The sequence below is a fragment of the Mucilaginibacter phenanthrenivorans genome, from assembly GCF_024721155.1.
Taxonomy (GTDB): domain Bacteria; phylum Bacteroidota; class Bacteroidia; order Sphingobacteriales; family Sphingobacteriaceae; genus Mucilaginibacter; species Mucilaginibacter phenanthrenivorans.
This window is the reverse complement of record NZ_JAHVAP010000003.1, coordinates 1-24,877: the sequence shown is the minus strand read 5'-3', so window position 1 is coordinate 24,877 and position 24,877 is coordinate 1. Positions and strand designations below refer to the sequence as shown.

The following is a 24,877-nucleotide window of genomic DNA, read 5'->3' as shown; positions in this document are numbered from 1 at the left end:
TTTTAAAACATTCAATGAAGAAACTGTCAACATCGTTCCTGACTCTTTTCATAACTGTGACCGCTTTTGCCCAGTTGAAGAACCAGGACCGAGAACAGTTACTTAAAAAGCTCAAAAACATAGGCCAGGATACGCCGCGTCTGGCAGTACTCATCGCTTTATCCGCCTCTTATGATGACCTGCCGGCTGAAGGCAAAACCGATTCTGCGGAAATTTATTTGGACCAGGCCAAAAAGCTCAATGAGCAATTCCGTAACGTTCATTATCAAAACAGCATTAATCTTGTAGGAGCGAAAATCCAATATAGCAAAAAACCAGACCTGAATCTTGAGAAGCTCTTTTTGCCGCTTATCAGTGACTGTTTAAGAACCGGCGATAGCCAAGGTCAACTGGCAGCGCTACTGGCGTTAATTGAAAGAATGACCGATAAACCACGGCCAGACCCGTCATATCAATCCTTTCTCTGGCAAGCGACCAGGCTTAGCCGGCAGCTTCACGACAGAAAAGCGCAGTTAACGCTGCTGAAATACATGGCCGAAGTTCACATTAAAGAACATAAACTGGATTCCGCTGAAAAGGAATTGATTCAAATATCTTCCGATCCGGCTACGTCAAACGAGGACCTGTTAAATTGTTACGACAGGCTTGCCGGCTTGTATACCACTAAAGGAAAATATGAAAAGGCGCTAAAATATGCGTTTAAGACACAGCATGCGATCCGCTCAAGTTTGGATACCGCTAATATCCTAGCCACCTCCTACGGCCGGCTGCGTTTAATATACAGTTTATTAGGCAACCCATCAGAAAGTAACATCTGGGCCAAAAAGGCATTCGACTATTGTTTAAAGAAAGGGCAATATGACGGCTTAGCCCTTATTCGCGGCTCCATAGCCAGCAACCTGATCGCTGAGCGCAAGCCTCAGGAGGCATTGCGGTTCGTTTTGGATCATGAATATAAAAGGCAATTAGCAAGTCCTAACGCTTTGATGTTGTTTCAAAGGCAGGTTGGAGACTGCTATTACGCATTAAGAGAATACCCGCTCGCAGAAAAAAGCTATCAACAATTATTGCTTTTGATGAACAGTCATTCCCATGACCTTTCTGTATATGATGGCGCCGTCTATAATTTCGTAATCGGAAAATTTTATGTGAATACCGGCAGAGAAGCATTTGCCCGGACTTACCTGCTCAACGCACTGGCGGGTTACAAAGCTACCGCATTCGTCAGCTTTATTAAGGATACCTATTTACTTCTTTTTAAAGTCGATTCGGCAGCCGGGCATTATTCCAGCGCCATCAAATATTTGCAGGAAAGTAACAGGTTGAAGGATTCCATTTTCAGTTCGGAAAAAAGCAAACAGATAGAAGAATTGCAGATCGCTTACCAAACCGAACAAAAAAATAAAAATATACAGCAATTACAGAATAATTCAAAGTATCAGCAATTAAAACTGCTACACGCTGACTCAACAAGAAACTGGATTACCGCCGGTTTAAGTTTGGTTTTGATTATTGCGGGCCTCCTTTACCGGCAGGCGCGGTCCGCCCGAAGAACCAATAAGGCCACGGCCCGCAAGAACGAAATTTTGCAGCAACTGGTCCATGAGAAAGAATGGCTTTTAAAAGAGGTACACCACCGTGTAAAAAACAATTTACATACGGTTATTTCTTTACTGGAGTCACAGGCAAAATATCTCAAAGACGAAGCTTTGAAGGCGATAGAGACCAGCCAGCACCGAATCTTTGCCATGTCTTTATTACATCAAAAACTATATCGGTCGGATAAGATCAAAATGATAGAGATGGCAGAGTATATCAGTGAATTGATGCTTAATCTAGAGAAGAGCTTTGGTGTTGCCGGTGAGATTGATTTTGAAATAAAAGTTGATGCGCTAACCCTGGATATTGCTTATGCCATTCCGCTAGGTCTCATCATCAATGAAGCCGTTACAAACGCTATTAAATATGCATTCCCCAAAAATGGAAAAGGAAAAATAGGCATTGTCTTATACCAATCTGACGAAAATATTCATTTGGAAATGACAGATAATGGGATCGGCATTCCCAAATGCCTTTACGTTAACGAGTCCGGTACGCTGGGAATTGAATTAATGAAGGGTCTATGCGGGGACATCAACGGGCAAATCATGTTCGATGCCTCCAATGGCACCCGTATCCATGTATCATTTGCTCCGACGGCCACGTCATATTTTTAGTTGGCCCGTATTAATACCAGCCGACGAAATCCTTAATCCTCATCTTGCTTAATCGCCGCCCGGCAGATTCTCAAAGTGTTCACTATCATTGCATTTCGCATTAATATCATGATATCATGATATTAAATGATTTTAATGCTTTGCAACATAATCCAATTTACTGGCTATCAACTCCATAGCTCACGGCATAACCTTTGCAATTACTGGCAGTCAGTTGGGCGAATTTTTTGTCCATCCCTACTGAACGGCATTAATTAAAATTTCTTAATCAGATCGTTAATCTGCCCATTAACGCAGCCTATTTGGTTATTGAAATTCTATTGAAGAAATTTTGGTATGAAAAATAAAGTATTAATAGTTGAGGACCAATTTATAGAGGCAAACAATCTCCGCAAAGTGCTGGAAGCAGCAGGATATACCGTTTGTTCTATTGCCCGGTCCGTTGACGAAGCACTTAGAATCCTCCGTTTGGAACCGCCGGACCTTGTGTTGCTGGATATTTTCTTAAAAGGGGATAAAACCGGTATCGATCTGGCGCCTGTGCTCAAGGAACGCCATATTCCTTTCATTTACCTCTCGGCGAATTCTGATGAGCGGACGTTTAAGCTCGCTAAACAAACCTCGCCTTACGGGTTCCTGGTCAAACCATTTCGTGAAAAAGATGTACTGGCCATGCTTGATATTGCGGCCGATCTGCATACCGAGCATCTTTTACTAACACGCTCATCCGCGCATTCGAAAGCCGCCGCCGATACTAAAGGCAGCGCCCCCGACAATTTCGGGATGGCTGGCAAAAGTCCCGGACTGAAAGATACCGGCCGCCTGATACAGATCGCTGCCGCTGCTGAAAGCCCGGTGCTGATCCTTGGTGAAAGCGGCACCGGTAAGGAACTGGTAGCAAGGGCTATCCATGATCATTCCGCGCGCGGTAAAAAGTCGCTGATCATCGTTGACTGTGCGGCTATATCGCCCACGCTTATTGAATCCGAACTGTTCGGCCATGAGAAGGGAAGTTTTACCGGTGCCGTTGATAAAAGGATCGGCAAATTCGAACAAGCGGAGAATGGCACCATCTTCCTGGATGAGATCGGTGAAATGCCGATGGAGATCCAATCGAAACTGCTCCGCGTATTGCAGGAAAAAGAGATCTGCCCGATAGGCGGAAAACGAAAAAAAGTTAATGTCAGGATCATCGCTGCAACCAACCGCAACCTGGAAGAAGAGATCGCGGTCGGCAGGTTCAGGCTGGACCTTTACTACCGGCTTTATGTGTTCCCGATAGAGCTCTCCCCGTTGCGGGAAAGAAAAGCCGACATTATGCCGATTGCCGATCATTACCTGGGCATTTTTGCTGCAGCGAATCATAAGCATGTTTCCGGCTTCTCCGATTCAGTCAAAAAGGCGCTGCTCGACTATCCCTGGCCGGGGAACGTCAGGCAGCTCATCAATCTTATCGAACGTTCCGTCCTGCTTTGTGAGGGCCGCCTGATCGATAAGATAGCCCTGCCCATTATTAAACAGTCCGCAACAGGCAGTCCTGAAATTAAAGGTATGAAGACAATGACTGATAACGAAAGGGATCATATCCTGGACGCACTGGCCAAATGCAACTGGAAAATCTACGGACCGGGTGGTGCCGCGGATCTCCTTGATATCAACTCCTCAACACTCAAATCCAGGATGGTCAAACTCGGGATCTCCAAACAATTCGGTTGATAAAAAAACGGTTCATGCTTACAAATCGATCAATGCATTGCAGGCAGAAACGATCTGGCATTTGAAAATAAATGAAAACAACCATCACTATTATTTTATTCCTGATATCCGGTGCGACGGTCATGGCGCAGAAGGCCCATTCAACCCTAGACCAATTGTTGGAAAAATTAAAAAACCGTAAAGAACTGGATTCTGCGCGAATTCCGATACTAATCAAAGTGGCTGGCTTTTATGTAGATTCAGCGCTTGTTTTCTATCCGGACTCTATTGAATTTTATTTAAATCAGGCAGAGAAACTCAATACAGAAGCCCCAAGCCTGGACTTTATAAACCGCATTAACATCCTCAGAACCAAGATCCGGTGCCGATCAAATCCTAAATCAGATGCCAAAAGTCTTTTTCTTCCCTTAATAGCAACATGTAAAAGTACAGGAGATATCAGCAGCGAATGGATTGCCTGGAAATACCTGGCTGATCAGCCCAGCAGCGATGCGAAACGAACCCAGTTCAGATTAAGCTGTTACCAGAATGCCCTTAAACTGGTAAGACGGTTGAATGACCCGGAGTCCGAATACGAACTGCTCAGGAAAGTTGCAGATATCCATATTCAGCAACGAAGCTATATTACCGCGGAAAACGAATTACTACAAACCCTCAAACCGAGCCGGCCGGCATCACATAGCAGTTTGCTCTTCTCTTATGATCTGATGGCCTGGCTATATATTTCTAAAGGCGAATACAACAAGGCCCTACTTTACGCACTGAAAACGGTAAAAACGATGCGAACGGCGGCCGACTCGCTATATACTATTACCTTTTATGGCCGGCTGCAAACCATCTACCGGGATCTGGGAAATGAAAACGCCGTCCTGGAATGGTCCAAAAAATCCTATGAAGCAGTTTTAAAAATAAAAAGCTACCGCCGGTATATTGTATCGACCGGAAGTACGGTCGTCAACAGTTTAGTTAAGTTAGGCAGACCGCGGGCGGCCTTGAATTTTTTATTAAATGAAAGCAAAAACTATGGCCCATTCGATCCGCACGATCAGATCATATTACTCTCCAACATGGCAGGTTGTTATTACGGTCTTAAAAACTATGATTTAGCTGAAAAGAAATATCTTGAAATAATCAATCTGATCGAGAAAGGCAATGCTAATTTAATACGCAGCCAGGAGGCTGTAGGTTACCAGTCCATCGGAAATTTTTACCTGCTGAGAAACCAGCATCGGATAGCCAAACCTTATCTCCTTAAAGCGCTAAAGGGATTTGAAAAAGGTGATGATGTGAAAGATATACAAGGTATTTCCCTCCTGCTATTCAAAGCCGATTCAGCCGCGGGAAATTATCAAAGTGCGATTACCTATTTACAGCGAAGCGACCAATTAAAAGATTCCTTATTCAATTCGGTCAAAAATAAGCAAATCGAAGAACTGCAAATTGCGTATGACACCCAACAAAAAGACAAGCGTATCAATGATCTGAGGAACTTTGCAAAACTCCAAACTTTGAATCTGGCAGATGCCGACTCTACCAGAACCTGGACGATTATCGCATCATGTTTGCTATTAGTGATCGCCGCCCTCCTTTACCGGCAGGCGAAAGTGGCAAAAAAAACCAACGCGATGATCACACGAAAAAATGATATGCTTCAACAGTTGGTCGTTGAGAAAGAATGGCTGTTAAAGGAGGTTCATCACCGGGTAAAAAACAATCTTCATACCGTGATTTGTTTATTGGAGTCACAGGCGAAGTATCTGGAAGATGATGCCTTAAAAGCTGTAGAAAGCAGTCAGCACCGGATCTTTGCAATGTCGCTTATCCATCAAAAGCTGTATAGGACCGATAATATCAAAACGATTGATATGACGGAATATATTCCCGAGTTGGTCAATAACCTGGAAGCAAGCTTCGGTGTTGCAGGTTTCGTCAGTTTTACATTTGATATCGACCCGATCACGCTGAATATTTCTTATGCGATCCCTTTAGGTCTTATCATTAACGAGGCGGTCACCAATGCTATTAAATATGCTTTCCCCGGGTTTATAGCAGGTGAAATTCATATTGCATTAGTTGATGACGACCACCAGATCCTATTGGTGATCGCAGACAATGGTATTGGGATGCAAGAAGACCCATTCAGCACGGAATATCAATCGTTGGGAGTCGAATTGATGAAAGGATTGAGTGCAGAGATCAATGCCGATCTCAAATTCCAGAATTCCGGGGGAACTCGCATCTCCGTCAGTTTTAAACCCACGCTACAGATGTAGGTGGCAAAAAAGTCACCAATCGTCTTAGGCGGCCAAAATTGACCGGGTGGTTAATTATTTAATAAGATAAGTATGTAAATGATCCCATGTTATGAAATGGTCCCTATTAAGTATTCTCATCCTAATTGCCTGCGCAGATTTAAAAGCACAACGAAGCGCCGCGATCACTGATCAGATCGATAAGGCAGATTCACTATGCCGTCAAGCTCCATCCGAGGATGCCAAACGATTATTTTTACCGATCATTCAGCAATGCAAAAAGACCGGAGATGAAATTAACGAAAGCATAGCCTGGCAGTATTTATCGATTAATATCAGATCAAACCAGGAAAACATTCCCTTCAGAATACATTGCTACCAAAATGCTTTAGTCCTGGAAAGGCATCTTAATAACCACCAGTCGGAACTCGACGTCCTTCGTAACCTCGCTGATCTTCACCTGCAGCAACGCAATTTTCATTTGGCTGAAAAAGAACTTTTCCAAATCATTGATACCGCGCAAAAGCCATCTCACCAAAATTTATTGTTTGCTACCGACCTCCTGTCGGCACTCTATACCATTAAAGCAGATTATCATCAAGCGCTATCCTATGCCTTGAAAACTGAAAAAATGATGCAGACAGCGGAGGATTCCTCGCATGCCATCACTTTTTTTGGCCGGATCAGCAGGATCAATAAAGATCTGGGGAATACTTCTGAATATTTATCGTGGGCATACAAAGCCTTTTATTACTCCGTCCGAAAAAAAGACTATGGGCTCGTAGCCAATATCAGGGGGTCCATTGTTACCGGTTTAATTGAACAAGGCAAACCCAAGGAGGCTCTTTCCTTTATTTTAAATCATAGCGCCAAAAGTAATCCGCCGATCACTGACAATATGATCTTATTGTACAGCCAGCTTGGGGATTGCTACACTGCACTTGATCAATATAAATTGGCAGAGTTAAATTACATGGAGATGCTGCGCCTTATGAACGAAAAACTTGATAACTCTTCAATATTGGAAAGATCTTTTGGTTATTACCGGGTTGGCCAATTTTACTTATGTACGAAAAAACCGAATAAGGCCAAATCCTTTTTGCTGAAGTCATTAAAAGGTTTTAAGATTGACGGCTCTCCTATCTATCTGAAAGGCGTTTTCTTAGCATTATTTAAAGCCGATTCCACCGCCCGGGATTTCACAACCGCCATACGGTACTTACAGCAAAGCAATAAATACAATGATATAATCAAGTCGGATAAAAACAAGCTGGTACAGGAACTGCAGATAGCTTATCACGCTGATCTAAAAGATCGGAGCATCCGTAAATTACAGGATGAGTCAAGACTTCGGGATCTGAAGCTTGTCCACACTAAAAATATCCGAAACTGGACCATTTCAGGGGCTTGCCTGATGATGGTCATCGCCTGCTTACTTTTCCGGCAGTACAGGATCTCAAAAAATAACAGCGCAGTCATTAGCTGCAGGAATAAAATGCTGCAGCAACTGATCAGTGCGCGGGAATGGTTGTTGAAGGAGGTTCATCACCGGGTAAAGAACAATCTACACACCGTAATATGTTTATTGGAATCACAAGCAAGGTATTTGGAAGATGACGCGTTAAAAGCTGTAGAAAATAGTCAGCACCGGATCTCTGCCATGTCGCTTATTCATCAAAAGTTATATCATTCAGACCATATCAAAGCTATTGACATGGCCGAGTATGTTCCAGAGTTAGTAGGGAACCTGGGTGTAAGTTTTGGTGTTTATGACAGCATCCGTTTCCCTGTCGATATTGATCCGATTACGCTGAATTTATCGTATGCGGTTCCGCTAGGCCTTATTATAAATGAGGCTGTAACCAACGCTATTAAATATGCTTTCCCCGGAAAAGGCAGTGGCACGATAAACATTTCATTAAAGCAAAACGATCAGGATATCGTACTTGTAATTGCGGATGACGGCGTAGGCCTGCCAGATGATCCAAATCGTACCAAATTTAACTCATTTGGCATTGAATTGATGAAAGGCCTGAGCGAAGATATTAATGGAGCTATCCAATTTGAAATCATCCAAGGAACCCGCATTACCGTCAGTTTTAAACCATACGGGCTTCCAGGTTCCGAAGCTGATAAACGCGCCTTTGCCGTCATAGCTTAATCCTTTTTATACAGCATACTTAAAGCACAGCCGGTTTTGGGTTGAATAATCACCCGGATTCATCATTAAATCTCATTCGAGGACATTTAAAATCATGAAATCCCATGGTTTCATGATTTATAATACCAATTTAATCTACTGATTTTCAGCCAAATAATGAACGGCACAAGCTTTGTATTTAGGACAAGCATGAGCCGCAAAAAATAAAGCTCAACTGAGACAAACTTGTGTTCACGAATATTAAAATAAAAGAAAATGGAAATCATGTTCCTCTTTACCCATCTCATTATGGCGGCCTGCGTGATCGTCATCATCCGGACAGTCATTCCATTCAGAAAACCAAGTTTCGGTCCTGTACATATTTTTTTAAAAAAGAAACGACGGGTTTACGCCAGAAAACAACCCGACTACGTAGCTCCATTGCAAAATAGGGAACCCGGCCTCCAAATCGCATTCACCAAACTACATCCATAATTTCACCATGAATCAAACAAAGATGCAAAGTTCCAAAGGCCTCATCAATGCCTGCTGTGTACGTAACCTTCAATGTTAATCGCAGGAACTTAACCGCCCTATAAACAGAAGTATTAAATTCAAAAAGTATCGATATGTATAATCACTTAAAAAATTCAGCAATTATAGATCTGCAAGGTCCGGGATTCGGTCATGATATGATATTTGTCAAAGATCATTTGTTATACCTGCCGGGAAATAACCTGATCGGTTCAAAGGAGATCAAGCTGGCCGAAACGTTGCTGATGAACAGCTTTCTCCCAAAGGAGATCCCCGGTGTTCTTACCTACAAACCGTCAATATGGGATGCAGAAAATACCCTTAAGGAAGAGCAGCCAGTTAAAACGACAGGCACAAAAACCAGTTTTCTTGTTTTCAAGAATCAAAAGTACACGACGGTGCAAACAGAAAATATAGCGTTCTTCTACATCCGGAACGAAGCAGTATCCATGATGTGCTTCGATCAGCAGGAATACACCCTCAACCAATCTCTGGATCAGATCACGAGCTCAGTATCGTCGGGACAGTTTTTCCGGGTCAACCGTAAATACCTGATCAATTTCAAAGCGATCAAGGAAGTGGAACATTATTTCCTGCGTAAACTTTTTGTGAAGCTGCTGATCGATACTCCTGACAAGCTGCTGATCCATAAAGAAAAAACGAATGCTTTTCTTTCCTGGATGGGAGACCGATAAGCAACAGATCTTCAGGGCGGATATTTCCCGGTTGAGGCGTGAATATGTCTGATTCGGCAACTAAACACTAAAGCACGGTTAAAACGGCTGCTACTTTTGATTCAAAACAAAAATAAATCTCATGAAACCGATAAAATTGTCCGTTATAGGTGCCGCTTTTGTGCTCCTTGTTATCACCGCAGCTTTAGTTACCAAAAGCTTCGCCTCAAAAACAAACAGAAGTATTGCCGGTGACGGCTTTGCCGTCCTGGAATTATTCACTTCAGAAGGCTGTTCGAGCTGCCCTCCTGCAGACGAGCTTTTAGCCCGTATACAAAGAGAGAACGGCAACAAGCCTGTCTATGTACTGGCTTTCCATGTTGACTACTGGAACCGCCAGGGGTGGAAAGATGTTTTCAGTAATCCGTTGTTCAGCAAACGCCAATATCAATACAGCAGTTCATTCACCGGCCAGGTTTACACCCCACAGGTCATTGTGAACGGAAAATCTGAATTCGTAGGCGGAGATGAAAATGCCGCACAAAACGCTTTGAATGATGCCTTAAGCGCTCATGCAACCGAATCCTTATCCTTAAAAGGCGAACAACATGCTCGTAAAATGAAAATAGATTACCAGTTGGAGGGCAATACTAAGGACAACCAGCTTGTCATAGCCGTGGTAGAAAAACACGCGGTCAGCAAAGTTACAAAAGGGGAGAACGAAGGCAGAACATTGCACCATGCCCAGATCGTCCGCAACCTGTATACGTTCGATCTGAAAACAGGCAAGAACGGATCAGTGCAAATTGATCTTCCTGCGGATTTTGATGCGAAGGACTGGGAGATCGTTGGCCTGCTGCAAAGTCCGGATACCCGTGTGATCAATGCGGCCGGCCGTGCTCAGCTTACATCGGAAGCCGCTACACCTGCAGCCTCTAAATAAACCATCAATTAAACATAAAATCATAATTCCATGAAAACAACAACAAATTCATTAAGCGGCATTAAATTGCTGATCGTAACCGCCTTAGTATTTACAAGCCAGCTACTGACTTTCTCCACAGCTAACGCACAAAAAGCACCGGTGAAAAATATCGTCCTTGTTCATGGCGCGTTCGCAGATGGTTCGGGATGGAAAGCTGTTTACAACATCCTTACCAAGCACGGATACCATGTCAGCATGGTTCAGAATCCATTAACCTCGCTTGCTGCAGACGTCACCGCAACGAACAGCGTTATTGATTCGCAAAACGGGCCGGTCATCCTTGTTGGACATTCCTGGGGCGGAACGGTAATTACGCAGGCAGGCGTAAATCCTAAAGTCGCCGCCCTGGTCTATGTAGCAGCCTTTCTTCCGGATGCCGGAGAAAATACGGCTAAGTGGGTTTCAGCCGCACCCCAAGCACCGGAAGCAGGATTTACCAAACCGGATAAGTATGGTTTTGTGTACTTCGAACCGGCAAAATTCCACAGCGGATTCAGCGCTGATCTGCCCAAAGCGCAAAGTGACTTTATGCGCGATTCACAAGCGCCCATCATTGGCCAGTGCTTTGCAGAGCCGGTGAGTGAAGTAGCCTGGAAAACAAAGCCAAGCTATGGCGTCGTAGCCACACAGGATAAAGCGATCAATCCCGGCACCGAACGCGAAATGTATAAAAGAGCTAAGGCCAAAATAACCGAGATCAGAGGCTCCCATGTGGTGTTCATATCGCAACCGGAAGCTGTAGCCAAGGTCATTATGGCAGCCGCAAATCATCAGTAACAACGGCGGAAAAGGCTTTGCAACACGGATAGCAAAGCCTTTTTCTTTTACCACTAATCCCAAAATCAATGAAAAACCTGATCAACCGCCTTAAAGGAAATTTATTCGCATTTTTTATTGGTGTGGCTTCTGCGTTCAATATTGCCGCGAGCCGCCTCGAAACAAATCCCCAGGCTTGCGGTATGATGATCACGAGCCAGAAAAAGAAAGTAAAACAACCTTCTAAAGAACCAAATAAAGCCGAATAAATCAAAAGGCCGGGTTAATTCATCCTATTTTTATTAACGTTAGCTATCATACCATGAAAAACATCATGCTGTTCCTTTTTTTAGCATTCGCCGCTTATAGCGCCAATGCACAAAGTTCAGGCCCTAACGAATTACATTGCACAGAACAAGCAATCACTTTTAAGGCCGATATCCGTTCAGGCTGGCATTTCAGTACGGTAAGCATCGGTGCCCGGCAGTTCTCCGGCAGGATGCCTGCAAATTCATTAAATCAGGGTTTAATGCCGGATCAATTAATACCCGGCCCGCTGTTGACCTTCAATGCAAAGCCAATGGCAGATACCAGCAGCATATTCCGGATCAGCCGTTCAGCCTTTCATCCTAACTATTTTACACCAATTAACTTCCTGCTTCCTGCTCCGGTGAATTACACCCTTACTTTTTATAATTTACCCCTGGATCTATCTCATAGTGATACTTCCGTACTTAAGCTCAACAACTGGTAAATCCAGACTTGGCTGCTTTCAATAATACCTTCTCAATCATTTCTACAAAGAATACATAGTTCGACCACATACCCGATAGGTGGTCAGACTATGTATTGCCCGTTTGACCAGTTCTTTTATTCATCACCCGCTTTCTTGGTTTTAGTTATATGCGCTGACGATTGCTTTTATCAATCAGGACCGTCCCTGGATCTCTTGTGTCTATCAGCAAAAAAGTGTCCGTATGCTGGAAATACACTAAAATATTCAGGGGATAAAATGCCCTTTTCAAACCTGAAACAGCCCGTTTCGGCGGTTTTCAAGTTGAGCCGGGGCGCGTTCAGCAATACTTTTGGCTCATCAACTACTAGCAACGCATTATGACAACACAAGTAAATTACTGGGAGCGTAACAATGGCAGTGATCAATTCCATGATGAGCAAATCAAATGCGATCTGATGGCTGTCCTGACCCACGAGCTCAAGTCACCGCTCTCCGTAATTAAGCTCTATGTTCAAATGATGAAGAAGCTGGCCAAAAGGTCCAAAGATCAAAGCACGGTCTGCCTATTGGAAAAAATTGATATCCAGGTAATGGAAATGGCATCCCTCATGGACAATGTTCTTGACATGTCATTGATCTTTAACGGAAAGATCACCCTGAGGAAGACCTGCTTTAGTATAGGTGACCTGTTGCTCGAAGTCGCTTGCGATCATTTTCAGCATCTCGAAACTCACCGCCTGATCATTACCGTCTTAGACGAGGAATGCGTATATGCAGACCGGGGAAAGATCAAGCAGGTCGTTTATAATCTGATAGCCAATGCGGTTAAATACTCACCCGACCAAAGCGAGATCATGATCCGCTGTCAGCGCCTTACCGGCATTTTAACGATCTCGGTCAGCGATCAGGGGATCGGGATCAGCGCAGAAAACCAGCAAAAGTTATTCAACAGATTTTTTCGCGCAGACTGTCAAGAGGTTACTGATCAAAAAGGCTATGGTATCGGCTTATACCTGGTTAAGGAGATCGTCAGCCATCACGGGGGACAGACCTGGGTAAAAAGCGAAGAAGGCCGTGGTGCATCATTTCATTTTTCCCTTCCGTTGCCGCAGTCGGTAGTGTCAGCTTATCGAACATCCGGCCATGGATGAGGCAGCCCTTTTATTCTCATATAATTCAAATATAAATTCATAATTAAATTCAACAGTAAATGAAAACACAATTTAAATTAGCCGCCGCCGCCATTATGATCATAGCAGGCACCATTTCAGTAAAAGCACAAACCAGCAGCACCAATGGAGCGATGAAAGGTATTCTTTATAACGTAGGTATTGAATCCGGTATTCCTTTAGGCGGCATGAGAGCGGGCTATACCTGGAGCCAGGGAGCCTCCCTGCAGGCCGATATCCCTATCGCAAACCAATTTTTCCTGACCATCAATTCGGGTTATCAACATTATTCCAGCAAAGGTTATGATCCTGTAAGGCGAATATTATATTCCGATCTCCATATAATCCCGGTAAAAGCCGGCCTAAAATTTTTCCCCGTACAACAATTGTATGTTCAGGGTGAAGCAGGTACAGATTATTCAATCAACGCGCGCTATGCAGTATTTGTTTACGCGCCACAGGTAGGCTACCAATTCAAATTTAAAAGGAAAAGTTTGATCGATGCAGGCGTACGTTATGAACACTCCACTAATAATTTTATTCAAGACGAGGACGCCACCAGGATCAATGTATTGGCCCTCCGACTGGCCTATTTCTTCCCGACAAAGTAACCGGCCTGTTTAATAAAAAAAGCGTCATGACGAATGTTATGGCGCTTTTTTGGCACATGCCGGAAAAGTAAAAATGACCGTCGGCTGTATTTAAAAAGCTCAGGGCCGGCAGGATGATTTTTTAATTAGGCCATTAACATCTATCTAAACACTATCATGAACTATGACTTCTCACCGCATTTGCTTTTGCGCAGGCCGGTTAAAAATCAAGCCGATTACAGCGCTGAACCACAGATCTTTCTGGATGACCCAATCTTCCGAACAGCAATAAGACTCGCTACGCCGGCCTTCTTTAGCCTACTGGAACGCCAGCAGTTCCAGGCGGCTAAGTTATCTGTCAAAGAAGCGAATACTTTACAGAAATATATCAACAGGTATTGTTACCGTCCGACGCCTTTCGGCCTATTTGCTTCGGTGTCATTGGTGACGTGGCGGGACAAGCTCGGATCAAAAGATCATCCCGCAAGCTTCAGCGCATTTATAAACGTGGCCATGCCGATGCAAAATTTACTCTTCAAATATTTGCCGGATCAAGCGCTTAAGGAAAGCGCAAGATTTCAAAGCAACCCTTCCCTTTACCGGGTGTTGAATGAATACCGCTTTTTTCGAACCGGCGTGGATGAAGCAGGACAGCGGGAATACCAGTTGCAGTCGATCGCATTTTCCAAAATGCTTAAGGACCTGCTGACCGGAAATCCCAACGGTTATTTGCGGCAGGAGATCGTTAGCCAGATAGCCGTCGCGGCAAATTGTGCGCCCGCCGAGGCCGAAGATTATGCAGACTTTCTGATCGACGCTCAACTGCTCATCGATAAAAACCAGATGAATATAACCGGCCCCGATTATCTGGAAGGGTTAGCAAAAAAGCTGGAGGAGAGTCAATTAAAAAACAACCTGCTTCATATATTTGCCACGCTGAAAAATCCGGCTGAGATCAATCCCGGCTTTATCGACCAGGTCGAACAAAGCCTGCAAGCCTTTTCGCCTGCAAGTCCTCTCCCTGCTGATAAGTTAAATATTATATTAAAAAGGCAAGGGAATGAAGAACAATTGGGCGTGGGTTTTCAGGATAAGCTCCGCGACGGCATTTCAGCGTTAGCTTTGCTATCGCCAACCGGACAATCCGCAGCGATGTCGCAATTCATTCAATCTTTTCAGCAGCATTTTGAGGGACAGACGCTGCCGCTTTTACGGGCGCTTGATCCGGAAGCTGGTGTAGGTTATCAGCAACCGGAAACCGGGAAAAACAACCCATTGCTTGAAACGCTGCATATCCCTTACCGTAACCAACCGAATCAAAACGCGGCCTGGTCTGCGGCTCACAGCATATTGATGGAATGTTGGCTCAGGGATAAATCGGAAGACCCTGTCATACGTATCGCAAATGAAGATCTTGAGCACCTAAAATCCGGCTATTTATCCGAACAGCTGTTGGGCATGTCGGTGCTTTTTCGCATTACTGAAAATAAAGTCTTTATCGAAAACGCCGGCGGCATTAACGCGCCTGCATTGATGGGACGTTTCACCCTGACCGGTGACGAGATCGCGCTGGCTGCACAGGAAATGGCTTTACTGCTGGAAGAACAAAATCCCGGGCTTATCTTCGCCGAACTACTCCATCTGGCAGATCCGCATACGGACAATGTTAATCGCCGGGCCCATATTTATCATTATGAATTACCGGTCACAGCGGCATCGGCCTTACCGGCAGAACGGCAGCTCCAGCTATCGGATCTGTTTATCAGGATCATCGATAACAAGGCCATGCTATTTTCCGGGCAGCACCGGAAGTTTGTGATACCCCGGTTAAGTTCGGCTTATAATCACAGTCTCAATAAGCTGCCTTTGTTCCGCTTCCTGGCGGATCTGCCTTATCAATACGGGCGATCAAATCTGGGAATCGATCTGCGGCAGTTTTTCCCAGGCCTTGGCTTTTATCCGAGGATAGAGCATAAGGAAAGTATTTTAAGCCTGGCTACCTGGATCATCAAAGAGGAGCAGCTCGCCAAATTACAGGTTGAGCGTAACGACATCAGCGATATCTTCAATACCCTCAGCAAAACAATCCGCCTGCCGCGCTATTTCTCACTTGCCGAAGGCGACCAGGAACTGGTTTTTGATGGTCAAAACAAGCCTGATGTGATGTTTTTCTGTGATTGTATCCGTCAGAAAAAAGAAGTGATTCTAAAAGAATTTCTGAATCAGCCGGAAGTAAAACAGTACAATTCTTACCTGCTGCCAGCCGAACCGCTTGTCCTGCCGAGCCCAGGGACCTTCAAAGACCCTAAACCGAAAGCCCAGCGCAAATACATTCCCGGTTCCTCCTGGCTTTACCTGAAGATCTATGCGCCGAAGATCGGTGTTGACCGGCTACTCTTACAGTTAGCCCCTTTGCTGGTGAAGCGTTACGAAGGCTTTAAGATCAGACAATGGTTCTTTATCCGCTATGAAGATCATGCCCCGCACATTCGTTTAAGGCTGCAGGTAAGCCCGGATTCGATCAATCAGCTATTACTGGCTTTTAAAGCTAAACTGGAGGATCGCATCCAGCAGCATGTTATCCGGGAATTTCAAATTGACGTCTACAGCCGTGAGCTGGAACGGTATGCTGCCGGTGGGATTGAAAATTCTGAACGTTTTTTCTGGTTTAGCAGCGAACTGGTATTAAGCTTTTTAGAGCAGGTAAAGAAAAAGCCCGTTGCCAGCACGCACGCTTTCGCTATATATTCCACCTATGTAATGATTCAGGCATTTATCCGCGATCCAAATGAGCAGCTTTGGTTTACCCTGGACAGCTTTCAGCAGTTCCTGCCGGAATTTACCGACAAGCCATTTAAAGTAGAACTGGACAAGAAATATCGTGAATTGACAGGCGGAATCATGTCGGCGTTTCAGCTCGCTGACCCTGGATTGCTCAGTGGGTCGTTAAGGGCCGGTGAAAATTTCCGCCAAAGTCTTCAAATCATACAAAAACATATGCCCGGAGAAACCGATCTGAATTACCTGCGCAGCATCATCCACATGCACCTCAACCGGGTGTTTACAGATGAGTCCCGGAAACAGGAAATGATTTGCTATTACCTGCTGCATAAATACCTGCTGTCGGTAAAAGGAAGGCTTAAACGATCCGGTTAAGCCTGTTTACGTTCTGTCTTGATCAGATGCTCATCCATCAGATCAAGAAACCGCTGTTTGTAATAATCACCCATGATGAGGGCATCGCCGTTCTCCATTCGAACCTGGCTGCGTTCAATTACTTTAACATGATTAACGTTGATCAAAAACGAACGATGGATCCGTGCAAATAATGGTTTGGGCAAATAACCTTCGATATCCTTCATGGTCAAGTAGGTCATATGCTTGCCTTCGGTCGTATGGATTTGAATATAATTGATAGCGCCTTCGATATAGATCACTTCGTCAAATTTGATCTTGACCATCCTGCCTTTCACCTCACTTTTAATATTGAAAAAATCCTCCCGTATCGGATAATCATTTTTTGCCATCAGTTTCTTTTTACGCTTGGCATGCAGGATGCACTTGGCAAACCGCTCGTAAGTGATTGGTTTTAATAAAAAGTCGAAAGCCTCTTTTTCAAACGCTTCCAAAGCGTATTTTGAAAACGCCGTCGTAAAAACCACGGTCGTATATAAGTTGACCATTCCGGCCAGGTCCATACCTGAAAGCAAACGCATGTCCACATCCAGGAAAGTGATATCCGGAGCATTGGGACCGGTTAAGTCGTCCAGTGCCGCGACCGGATCCAGTGAAGACCCGATCAATTCCAACCCGGGCGTTCTTTCAATGTATTCGCGGAGCAGTGCGATCGCCCCGTCCTCATCGTCTACCACATAGCAGCTGATTGTATTCATAGATCAATAGTTAGGTTAACAGTAAATAGTTCCTCATCCTCGCGCATGAGCAACTGATACCGCTCCTGGTAATAATTGCTCAGCCTTTTTTCAATATTTTTAAGCCCAAGGCCGCTCTTCGGATAAAGGTTGGTGTTCCTTTTCTTATTGCAGATCGAAAAGCTTAGCCGGTCTTCCTTAACTTCCAGCAATATCCTGGCGGGTTGTTTTTTATCACCCATGTCACCATGCTTCATCATATTTTCCACCAGCGTGATCAAAGTCAAGGGGATGATCTGTACGGAAGCAAGCTTTCCCTGTTTTTTGATACGCAAATAGAATTGCTCACGGAATCGCATGCGGCAAAGCTCAACGAGGTTTTCCATTTGCGCTACTTCCTGGCTTAAAGGGACAGTCCGGGAATCATCGGCGCTGACCAGCGAATAACGCATCAGATCCGAAAGCCGTGATACACTGTCTCCGGCTTCAGCTGATTCTTTATATACTTTGTTGTAAATAAAATTTAGGGAATTGAATAACAGATGCGGACTGATTTGATTCTGCAGGTACGCGTTTTCAACAGAGAAATACTTATTTTCCAATTCAAGCTTATCGGCTACGGATTTCAATTGCTCGGTTTCCATTTGATGATTTCGTTCTTTAAAAAAAATCATGTAACGCATAGACCAATAGGCAATACTAAAACCAATAAAATATATACCTCTCCAGGCATTGATCATTATATAACTTTCATCTTTTCTCAACTGAACCAGCAGCGATTCAGTTGAAGGAGCTATACTATAATCTAATGCAAATTTAAAAACGAGGTATCCCACAAGTTCTAATAAGATAAGAGATACTGAAATTAAATAGGGCTTTGTGGTTTTAAAGAATGCAAAATCAAGAATAACGTTAGCATTAAAATAGAAAAGACCAATGTTTAAAACATAAAACATGAGAAAATGAGAGACACTTGACGTCACCCCAGCAGCGAATTTCACATAGCAAACCTCGTAGGTTATAAATAATATCCAAACCAATACATGTCTTAAAATGACGGATCTTATTTTCAAAATTATGCGTTGTAAATGTCAAAATTATATCACCAACACCTTTATACATTGAGCAAATCGGTCTCCGCGTAACAAAGTTCATTGAGTTTTCATACCGAAATAGTTTTGAGAAAAAAAGAAGCTATGAAAACATCAAAATCAAAAAAACTGAATAAAAATATAGACACCATTTGTCATTTTAATTCAGCGAACTCACAAAATTACTTTGGAGAAACTGACCCGCCGACGGGCACAGATCCAACCAACACTACGATAACAGTGCTTACAACTGCTACCCATTTAGCACCTCAAAAGTTAACTGCATAGAAATATTTGTTAACATTATCGTGCAAAAGCGCCCAGTTGCCTACTTAAACACACAATTTTATATTAACTAAATGTTAATCAACTTGTTTGCATTTTGCTTAAATCAGCATTATACCGGCTTGAAAACCTCATTGGAGAAGTCCTGAAGAATAACAGGACCGCTAATGAACCTGACAACTTTGAAAGGTTGCCAGATCAGGTAAAGTCCGTCCAAACGTTATGTGCGGAAATAAAGGAAAAATGGGTGCAAGAGCTTTTCAGCTCCGCGAAAGAACAGGTAATCACAAGGTATGTTCAATTCCACCAGGCCGGTATCACTCAGCTATCTAATCAGATCAGCCGAATCATACCTGTTGGTGGTGCTCATTCGAAAAACGCAACCGGCCCAGATCCTTTTGAGCAAATTTTAAGCGAGCTTGAGCAGCTCTTGAATTTCCTCCGCCATCAATGCTACCATTATTTCGATCTGGATTACAAAATAACTAACCATTCCTGCCGCCGGCAGTGCGCCCAAATAGACGCATTCAGGAAGGAATTGATCTCCTATTCAGGAAAAGAGATAGCAATCCCACTGGTAGAAGTGATTGGTATTTCCGTACAGGAAAAGACCGATGACGCTTTACAATCCGGGATATCATACCGGCAAACGGAACATACACTGAACCTGCTTCGAATGGTACATCAGCTTATGTATACGGTTCATGGAATAACAACGAATAGTTTAGCCCAGGCACTTTACCGGCAAAACCTGAACACGCAGTGGTTTTTAAACTGGTATCGTGAGCATATCCTGTTTCAATTCAATAAAATATCCGGTAAACGGGAACAGACAATTTTTATCAGTCAGCAAATTAAAATGTTCACAGGGATATTTGTGGACCCTGAAAAAGCATTTGAACCGGAACTTCCTTCTGCCGATCTCGTATTGCTGCCCTGGCTCTATGAAAAAAGCGGGAACCAGGATAAAACTATCCGGGCAATCAAGAAATCCAATATTCCGATCCAGCTTCCGCTTAATCTTTCCGTACCACAATTTGCCTTGTTTATCCGCATCTTTTCAAAGGCAGGATGTTTCCCGGATACGAATGTCTCGAAGATCACCAGGTTCTTTACTCAATACTTTACCACCAAAAAACAAATCCATATTTCACGTGAAAGCTTTAGAAAGGCCTTTTACAGTCTCGATCAGGCCACGGCAGCAATCGTAAGAGATTACCTGCAAAAGATGATCAACTATCTCAATAAAACCTATTTTCCCTGAACTAAAACCGAAAGGACTGCTATGAAAAATTGATACAATTAAGGCTTTGTTTGCGACACCGGTTTCTGCTAACTGGTGGCAAAGCCATTTATCAAAAAGGTAACATGATGATAACTAAATTTAGCGACCGGCTATATGCGGACCTTAACAAAGATCTCAACGCACTCACGCTCGAAGAAGATCAGGTAATAAAAAGGCTGGAAAAATCCATACACGCCTGCTTGAAATACCTCCGGAAATTAAAAGACTATTGCAAGCTTAATGACCCTGGCACACCAGCTGAAGAAATTGTTTTTTTTAAGCACATCAAACCAAAATTCAAGTCACAACTCATTTTTTACCAATCGCTGCTGAATATGGAGATCAGGAAGCCTATTGGTGACGGCAAAGTGGTATCGGATTATTTCGCCAATGAAATTAAGATCCTTTATCATTTTTTTGAAAGTAATCTCTCCTTTTACCAGTATGTACGTACCCAGGCGACCTACCTTGATGAATACTATTTTGTCCGGGGCAACTACGATGTACATCTTGACCCGGATCAATGTGTCATTGACTTTGATCCAACCTTTAGTACCACGCATGATCATAAACTTGCCCAGGTATTAGCCAGCGAACTGATGCAGGAACATCTGGAACAGGCTATTCAGAGGATCAGTCAGAAAGACGCCATTATACAAATTGATTCTGAGTTCCGGGATTTTGACTGGAAACAAACCAAATGCGCCCTGATCGAGCTGATCTATTGCTGGCATGCTACAGAAGCGTTCGGCAAAAAAAACCTGAAAAGCATCGTCAAATTCATTGAAAAGTCCTTTAATATTTCCCTTGGGAATTTCTATGATACCTACGATTTCGGCAAAAAAAACCTGAAAAGCATCGTCAAATTCATTGAAAAGTCCTTTAATATTTCCCTTGGGAATTTCTATGATACCTACGACTGGCTTTGCGGCCGCCCCAGTCCGACGGTTTATATTGACGAAATGAAAAGCGCCTTTTTACTCCGGATTCAAAAAAAGCTCAGGTAGAAACTTTGTTTAAAGCGGCTAAACGCCGCTTTTTTCATTTTTATAAAAAAAGTTGCTGTCCGAGTCGGACAAACTCGGATAAGATTGAAAACCCATCTTCGGAATTTTGTCCTGTCGCCGTCAGTAATTAAGCAGGCGGATAAATTAAAGATTATGCTTCATTCAATTTCATGGTTCACTTATGGGTCAGCAGTAATTTTTATAGCGATTGCCTACTATGGATATGTGGGCCTGACCTTTTACAGATCGGAACTTCAGGCAGCGATCTACCGCCTGACAGGAAAAAAGCCCGCAGTAAGGCAATTTGCCGGAGGAGATTTCCAGCTAACGGATTACCCGGTAACAGGAACAATAAAACCGGAAGGTATAGATTTCGTTGCGCAGGAAGAATTATCTTTTGGCCCGGCGGATGAAAATGAGTCGTCTGTAATTCCTCATCCCTCAGCAACTATTGGCAGCATTTCAACTGATACCCACCTGCTTGGTGATTTTTCAGAAATGATCTCCGAGGTTAAAACGTTGATCCGTGTCATCAATGAATCCAGCGAATCGAAGGAGAATTTTGAAATGCTTTTTCGGCTGATCGTCCAAAAATACACTTCGCTGACGGGATCTGTTTATGAAAACCAGATCAACGAGTACCTGATCAACGAAGGCGCTGCTGAGTTTCCTTTTCCCCTGACTTTAACCGAACTGCAATCTTATTGGAATAACGACAACAATAAATAAATCGGATATGAAAACGAACTTATTAAAATTCAAAACACTTTGGACAAAACAGGCAAAGTGGATCTCAGCGGTAATCAGTTTGCTGATCTGGAACCTACAGTCCGTACGGGCACAGGATGGCAATGCCGGGATCAACCAGGCAACCTCACAGGTAAAGAGTTATTTCGATACCGGGACGAACCTGATGTATGCCATCGGGGCAATTGTGGGACTGGTTGGTGCTATCAAAGTATTTAAGAAATGGAACGATGGCGAACATGATACCGGTAAGGTCGCATCCAGCTGGTTTGGCAGCTGCATTTTCCTGGTGGTCGTTGCCACTGTCTTAAAATCATTTTTTGGAGTATAAAAATTAAATCATGGCGGATCACAAAACATCAAAAAGCATGGCGCGCAAGCTGCCTGAATATGTAATCGGCGGTACACTGTTCACTGTGGATGCACGTATTTACGAGTTCCGGGAAACAGCAGCTCCCTGGAACATAATATCTATGAAGGATTTTTGGGAAGATGATTCTACGGTTATTCCTTTCGATAAAGAGAAAAAGAACATTTACGACGGTAATATAAAAGCCGGCGAACGTCCCGAAAACGTCGAAATAGTTACTGTTCCACCGATCATCGAACTGGACCCGATCGGCTTGGCCCGCCACTATAACCTGGCTGATGGAACCTTCATTCCGAAGGAAAACCGTGAAAAGACTTTGTCGGAACAGTTAATCGGTTTGCAGCAAAATACCAGAACACGAAAAAATGGAAGGGGGGTCAAGTAATGCCGGTTTATCAAATCAATAAAGGCATCAATAAACCGATAGAGTTTAAGGGGCTCAAGGCTCAATATATAGGCTTCCTCGCCGGTGGATTGGTGGGATTGCTCGTCCTGTTCGCTATCATTTATATCATTGGTTTTCCGGTCTATCTCTGCGTTCTCGTCATCAGCGTCTTGGGCACGGGCCTGTTTATGCAGGTCTACAAACTCAGCCATAAATACGGCCAATACGGTTTGATGAAGCGCGGTGCGAAAAATTACCTGCCGGGTTACCTAAAATTCCGTTCACGCAAATTGTTCACCCGATTAATCAAATAAAGATGTCAGTATTCAGTAACGCGGAAAAAATTTTTCCGATCTACAAAGTTGAACATGATTGCATGGTTTCGGTCCACGGAGATCTTACTGTAGCTTATCATGTTTTCTTACCGGAGATATTTACTTTATCAGAGGAGGACTATGAAGTTTATCATCAATCCTGGGTACGCGCGATCAGGGTTTTACCCAAGCATAGTATCTTACATAAACAGGATATATTCATCCGTAATTCCTATAAGGGCGCAGCCGGACTGCCCGAGAATTTTTTGACGGCAGCGGCAGACCGGCATTTCACTGGCCGCCCTTTCCTTGATCATTCCTGCTACCTGATGCTCACGCAAAAGGCAGCCGACCGGAAACAAGCCAGCAGCGCCTTTTCGGGTATTCTGCGGAAGAACGTGGCTCCAAAGCAAACTACCGATGAACGGATGTTACCTGAGTTCCTGGAAAAAGTCGGGCAGTTCGAAAGGATTCTGGGCGATTGCGGGCTGATCAAATTAAGCCGACTAAAAAATGATGAACTGGCCGGAACCGAAGTTAGACCCGGCATTTTGGAACAGTACTGTTTTTTGCTATCTGCCAAAGATCGTCCGATGATCAAGGATATCCATCTGAAAGACAGGATCCAGATTGGTGACCAGCACGCCCAGCTGTTTTCGCTTGGCGATGCGGAAGATCTGCCGGCGCTTTGCGGCAGCCGGATGACCTACGACAAATACAGTTCGGATAAGACTAAATTTCCAATAGGATTCACCACGCAGCTGAATCTGTTACTGAATTGCAATCATATCTATAATCAATATCTTTTTATAAGCGATACCGGGAAAACCCTGAAGGCCCTCGAGGCCAAAAAGCTCCGGCTGCAATCCCTATCTGCTTATAGCCGGGAAAACGCAATCAGCCGTGACGCAACCAACGATTTTCTGAATGAGGCGATAAGCCAGCAAAGGCTGCCCATAAAAGCCCATTTCAATGTACTAGCCTGGACGAATAACAAAGATGAATTACAGGATATCAAAAACCAGGTAGGTTCTGCTATGGCGCAGATCGGCGCGAGTTGCAAACAGGAGTCGGACGGTGCCGCACAGGTATGGTGGGCAGGCATACCCGGCAATGCCGCAGATTTTCCGGAAAACGACACCTTCGATACTTTTTTGGAACAGGCCGCTTGCTTTTTAAACCTGGAGGGGAACTATCGAAGTGATCCGCCTGCGGAGGGCATCCGATTCTGTGACCGGCTTACGGGAAAACCGGTTTTCATCGATCTTTTCGACGCACCCCGGAAAACCGGGATCACCTCCAATATGGGTATGCTGGTCTGCGGCACCTCGGGAGGCGGTAAAAGCATGACTGTGAACCATATCTTAAGAACATTATATGACCAAGGTGCGCACTGTGTCACCGTGGATATAGGCGGCAGCTACAAGGGGTTATGTGAGCTAGTCGGCGGTTATTATTTTACCTATGAGGAAAGCAATCCTATCCGTTTTAACCCTTTTTACCTGCCGGCAGGACACTCTTTAGATACGGAAAAGAAGGAAAGCCTGAAGGCACTGCTGGTCACACTCTGGAAACAGGAAAACGAAAGCTTTATGCGCAGTGAGTACGTCGCGCTTTCCAATGCATTGCAGGGGTTTTTCCAATTCCTGGAGGCCAACCGCAAAGTTTTCGCCTGCTTTAATTCCTTTTATGAATACCTGCGAAAAGAATATGTACAGATCCTGAAGAACCATAATGTAAAGGACAAGGATTT

The 24,877-nt window shown here is 43.9% G+C and carries 23 protein-coding genes; 21 read left to right on the top strand and 2 right to left on the bottom strand.

The window, feature by feature from the left end; genetic code table 11:
- Positions 1-14: 14 nt before the first annotated feature.
- From KXD93_RS06595 to KXD93_RS06535, 13 genes are all read left to right on the top strand, one after another.
- On the top strand, positions 15-2,216 hold the full coding sequence (locus KXD93_RS06595) for a tetratricopeptide repeat-containing sensor histidine kinase (RefSeq protein WP_258136152.1): 2,202 nt from the start codon (positions 15-17) through the stop codon (positions 2,214-2,216).
- 336 nt (positions 2,217-2,552) lie between these two features.
- On the top strand, positions 2,553-3,932 hold the full coding sequence (locus KXD93_RS06590; protein WP_258136150.1) for a sigma-54-dependent transcriptional regulator: 1,380 nt from the start codon (positions 2,553-2,555) through the stop codon (positions 3,930-3,932).
- A 71-nt stretch (positions 3,933-4,003) separates the two neighbouring features.
- Positions 4,004-6,205, top strand: coding sequence for a tetratricopeptide repeat-containing sensor histidine kinase (locus KXD93_RS06585; protein ID WP_258136148.1), 2,202 nt, complete (start codon positions 4,004-4,006; stop codon positions 6,203-6,205).
- Positions 6,206-6,296: 91 nt separating this feature from the next.
- Positions 6,297-8,345 carry a tetratricopeptide repeat-containing sensor histidine kinase gene (locus tag KXD93_RS06580; protein WP_258136147.1) on the top strand — a complete coding sequence of 683 codons (2,049 nt, stop codon included), beginning with the start codon at positions 6,297-6,299 and terminating at the stop codon, positions 8,343-8,345.
- A 255-nt stretch (positions 8,346-8,600) separates the two neighbouring features.
- On the top strand, positions 8,601-8,819 hold the full coding sequence (locus tag KXD93_RS06575) for a hypothetical protein (RefSeq protein WP_258136146.1): 219 nt from the start codon (positions 8,601-8,603) through the stop codon (positions 8,817-8,819).
- A 134-nt stretch (positions 8,820-8,953) separates the two neighbouring features.
- The gene (locus KXD93_RS06570; RefSeq protein ID WP_258136144.1) at positions 8,954-9,553 is read left to right on the top strand and encodes a LytR/AlgR family response regulator transcription factor; all 600 of its coding nucleotides are present in this window, start codon (positions 8,954-8,956) and stop codon (positions 9,551-9,553) included.
- 121 nt (positions 9,554-9,674) lie between these two features.
- Positions 9,675-10,475, top strand: coding sequence for a DUF1223 domain-containing protein (locus KXD93_RS06565; RefSeq protein WP_258136143.1), 801 nt, complete (start codon positions 9,675-9,677; stop codon positions 10,473-10,475).
- Positions 10,476-10,505: 30 nt separating this feature from the next.
- Positions 10,506-11,294: an alpha/beta hydrolase gene (locus tag KXD93_RS06560; RefSeq protein ID WP_258136142.1), complete on the top strand. Its 789-nt coding sequence runs from the start codon at positions 10,506-10,508 to the stop codon at positions 11,292-11,294.
- A 68-nt stretch (positions 11,295-11,362) separates the two neighbouring features.
- On the top strand, positions 11,363-11,542 hold the full coding sequence (locus KXD93_RS06555) for a hypothetical protein (protein ID WP_258136141.1): 180 nt from the start codon (positions 11,363-11,365) through the stop codon (positions 11,540-11,542).
- 53 nt (positions 11,543-11,595) lie between these two features.
- The gene (locus tag KXD93_RS06550) at positions 11,596-12,027 is read left to right on the top strand and encodes a hypothetical protein (RefSeq protein ID WP_258136139.1); all 432 of its coding nucleotides are present in this window, start codon (positions 11,596-11,598) and stop codon (positions 12,025-12,027) included.
- 359 nt (positions 12,028-12,386) lie between these two features.
- The gene (locus KXD93_RS06545) at positions 12,387-13,160 is read left to right on the top strand and encodes a sensor histidine kinase (RefSeq protein ID WP_258136138.1); all 774 of its coding nucleotides are present in this window, start codon (positions 12,387-12,389) and stop codon (positions 13,158-13,160) included.
- A 59-nt stretch (positions 13,161-13,219) separates the two neighbouring features.
- On the top strand, positions 13,220-13,789 hold the full coding sequence (locus KXD93_RS06540; RefSeq protein ID WP_258136137.1) for a hypothetical protein: 570 nt from the start codon (positions 13,220-13,222) through the stop codon (positions 13,787-13,789).
- A gap of 156 nt (positions 13,790-13,945) precedes the next feature.
- The gene (locus KXD93_RS06535) at positions 13,946-16,924 is read left to right on the top strand and encodes a lantibiotic dehydratase (RefSeq protein WP_258136135.1); all 2,979 of its coding nucleotides are present in this window, start codon (positions 13,946-13,948) and stop codon (positions 16,922-16,924) included.
- On the opposite strand, the gene KXD93_RS06530 is transcribed toward KXD93_RS06535, so the two are convergent.
- Complete coding sequence (locus KXD93_RS06530; protein ID WP_258136134.1) at positions 16,921-17,661, bottom strand: LytR/AlgR family response regulator transcription factor; 741 nt, start codon at positions 17,659-17,661, stop codon at positions 16,921-16,923. The genes KXD93_RS06535 and KXD93_RS06530 overlap by 4 nt on opposite strands.
- Positions 17,658-18,476, bottom strand: a complete 819-nt coding sequence (locus KXD93_RS06525) for a sensor histidine kinase (protein WP_258136133.1) — start codon at positions 18,474-18,476, stop codon at positions 17,658-17,660. The genes KXD93_RS06530 and KXD93_RS06525 overlap by 4 nt, the downstream gene beginning before the upstream one ends.
- 360 nt (positions 18,477-18,836) lie before the next feature.
- Between KXD93_RS06525 and KXD93_RS06520 the strand changes: the two genes are divergently transcribed.
- The 8 genes from KXD93_RS06520 to KXD93_RS06485 form a co-directional block, all read left to right on the top strand.
- Positions 18,837-19,019, top strand: a complete 183-nt coding sequence (locus KXD93_RS06520; protein ID WP_258136132.1) for a hypothetical protein — start codon at positions 18,837-18,839, stop codon at positions 19,017-19,019.
- 94 nt (positions 19,020-19,113) lie between these two features.
- Complete coding sequence (locus KXD93_RS06515) at positions 19,114-20,280, top strand: hypothetical protein (protein ID WP_258136131.1); 1,167 nt, start codon at positions 19,114-19,116, stop codon at positions 20,278-20,280.
- Between the two features lie 104 nt (positions 20,281-20,384).
- Complete coding sequence (locus KXD93_RS06510; protein WP_258136129.1) at positions 20,385-21,308, top strand: RteC domain-containing protein; 924 nt, start codon at positions 20,385-20,387, stop codon at positions 21,306-21,308.
- A 153-nt stretch (positions 21,309-21,461) separates the two neighbouring features.
- Positions 21,462-22,037: a hypothetical protein gene (locus KXD93_RS06505; RefSeq protein WP_258136127.1), complete on the top strand. Its 576-nt coding sequence runs from the start codon at positions 21,462-21,464 to the stop codon at positions 22,035-22,037.
- 7 nt (positions 22,038-22,044) lie between these two features.
- Positions 22,045-22,386 (top strand): DUF4134 domain-containing protein, encoded by a 342-nt coding sequence (locus tag KXD93_RS06500; protein ID WP_258136126.1) that lies wholly within the window; start codon positions 22,045-22,047, stop codon positions 22,384-22,386.
- A gap of 10 nt (positions 22,387-22,396) precedes the next feature.
- Positions 22,397-22,810, top strand: a complete 414-nt coding sequence (locus tag KXD93_RS06495; RefSeq protein ID WP_258136125.1) for a hypothetical protein — start codon at positions 22,397-22,399, stop codon at positions 22,808-22,810.
- Positions 22,810-23,124, top strand: coding sequence for a DUF4133 domain-containing protein (locus KXD93_RS06490; RefSeq protein ID WP_258136124.1), 315 nt, complete (start codon positions 22,810-22,812; stop codon positions 23,122-23,124). The genes KXD93_RS06495 and KXD93_RS06490 overlap by 1 nt, the downstream gene beginning before the upstream one ends.
- A gap of 2 nt (positions 23,125-23,126) precedes the next feature.
- A partial coding sequence (locus KXD93_RS06485; protein ID WP_258136123.1) for a TraG family conjugative transposon ATPase occupies positions 23,127-24,877 on the top strand: 1,751 nt, incomplete at its 3' end.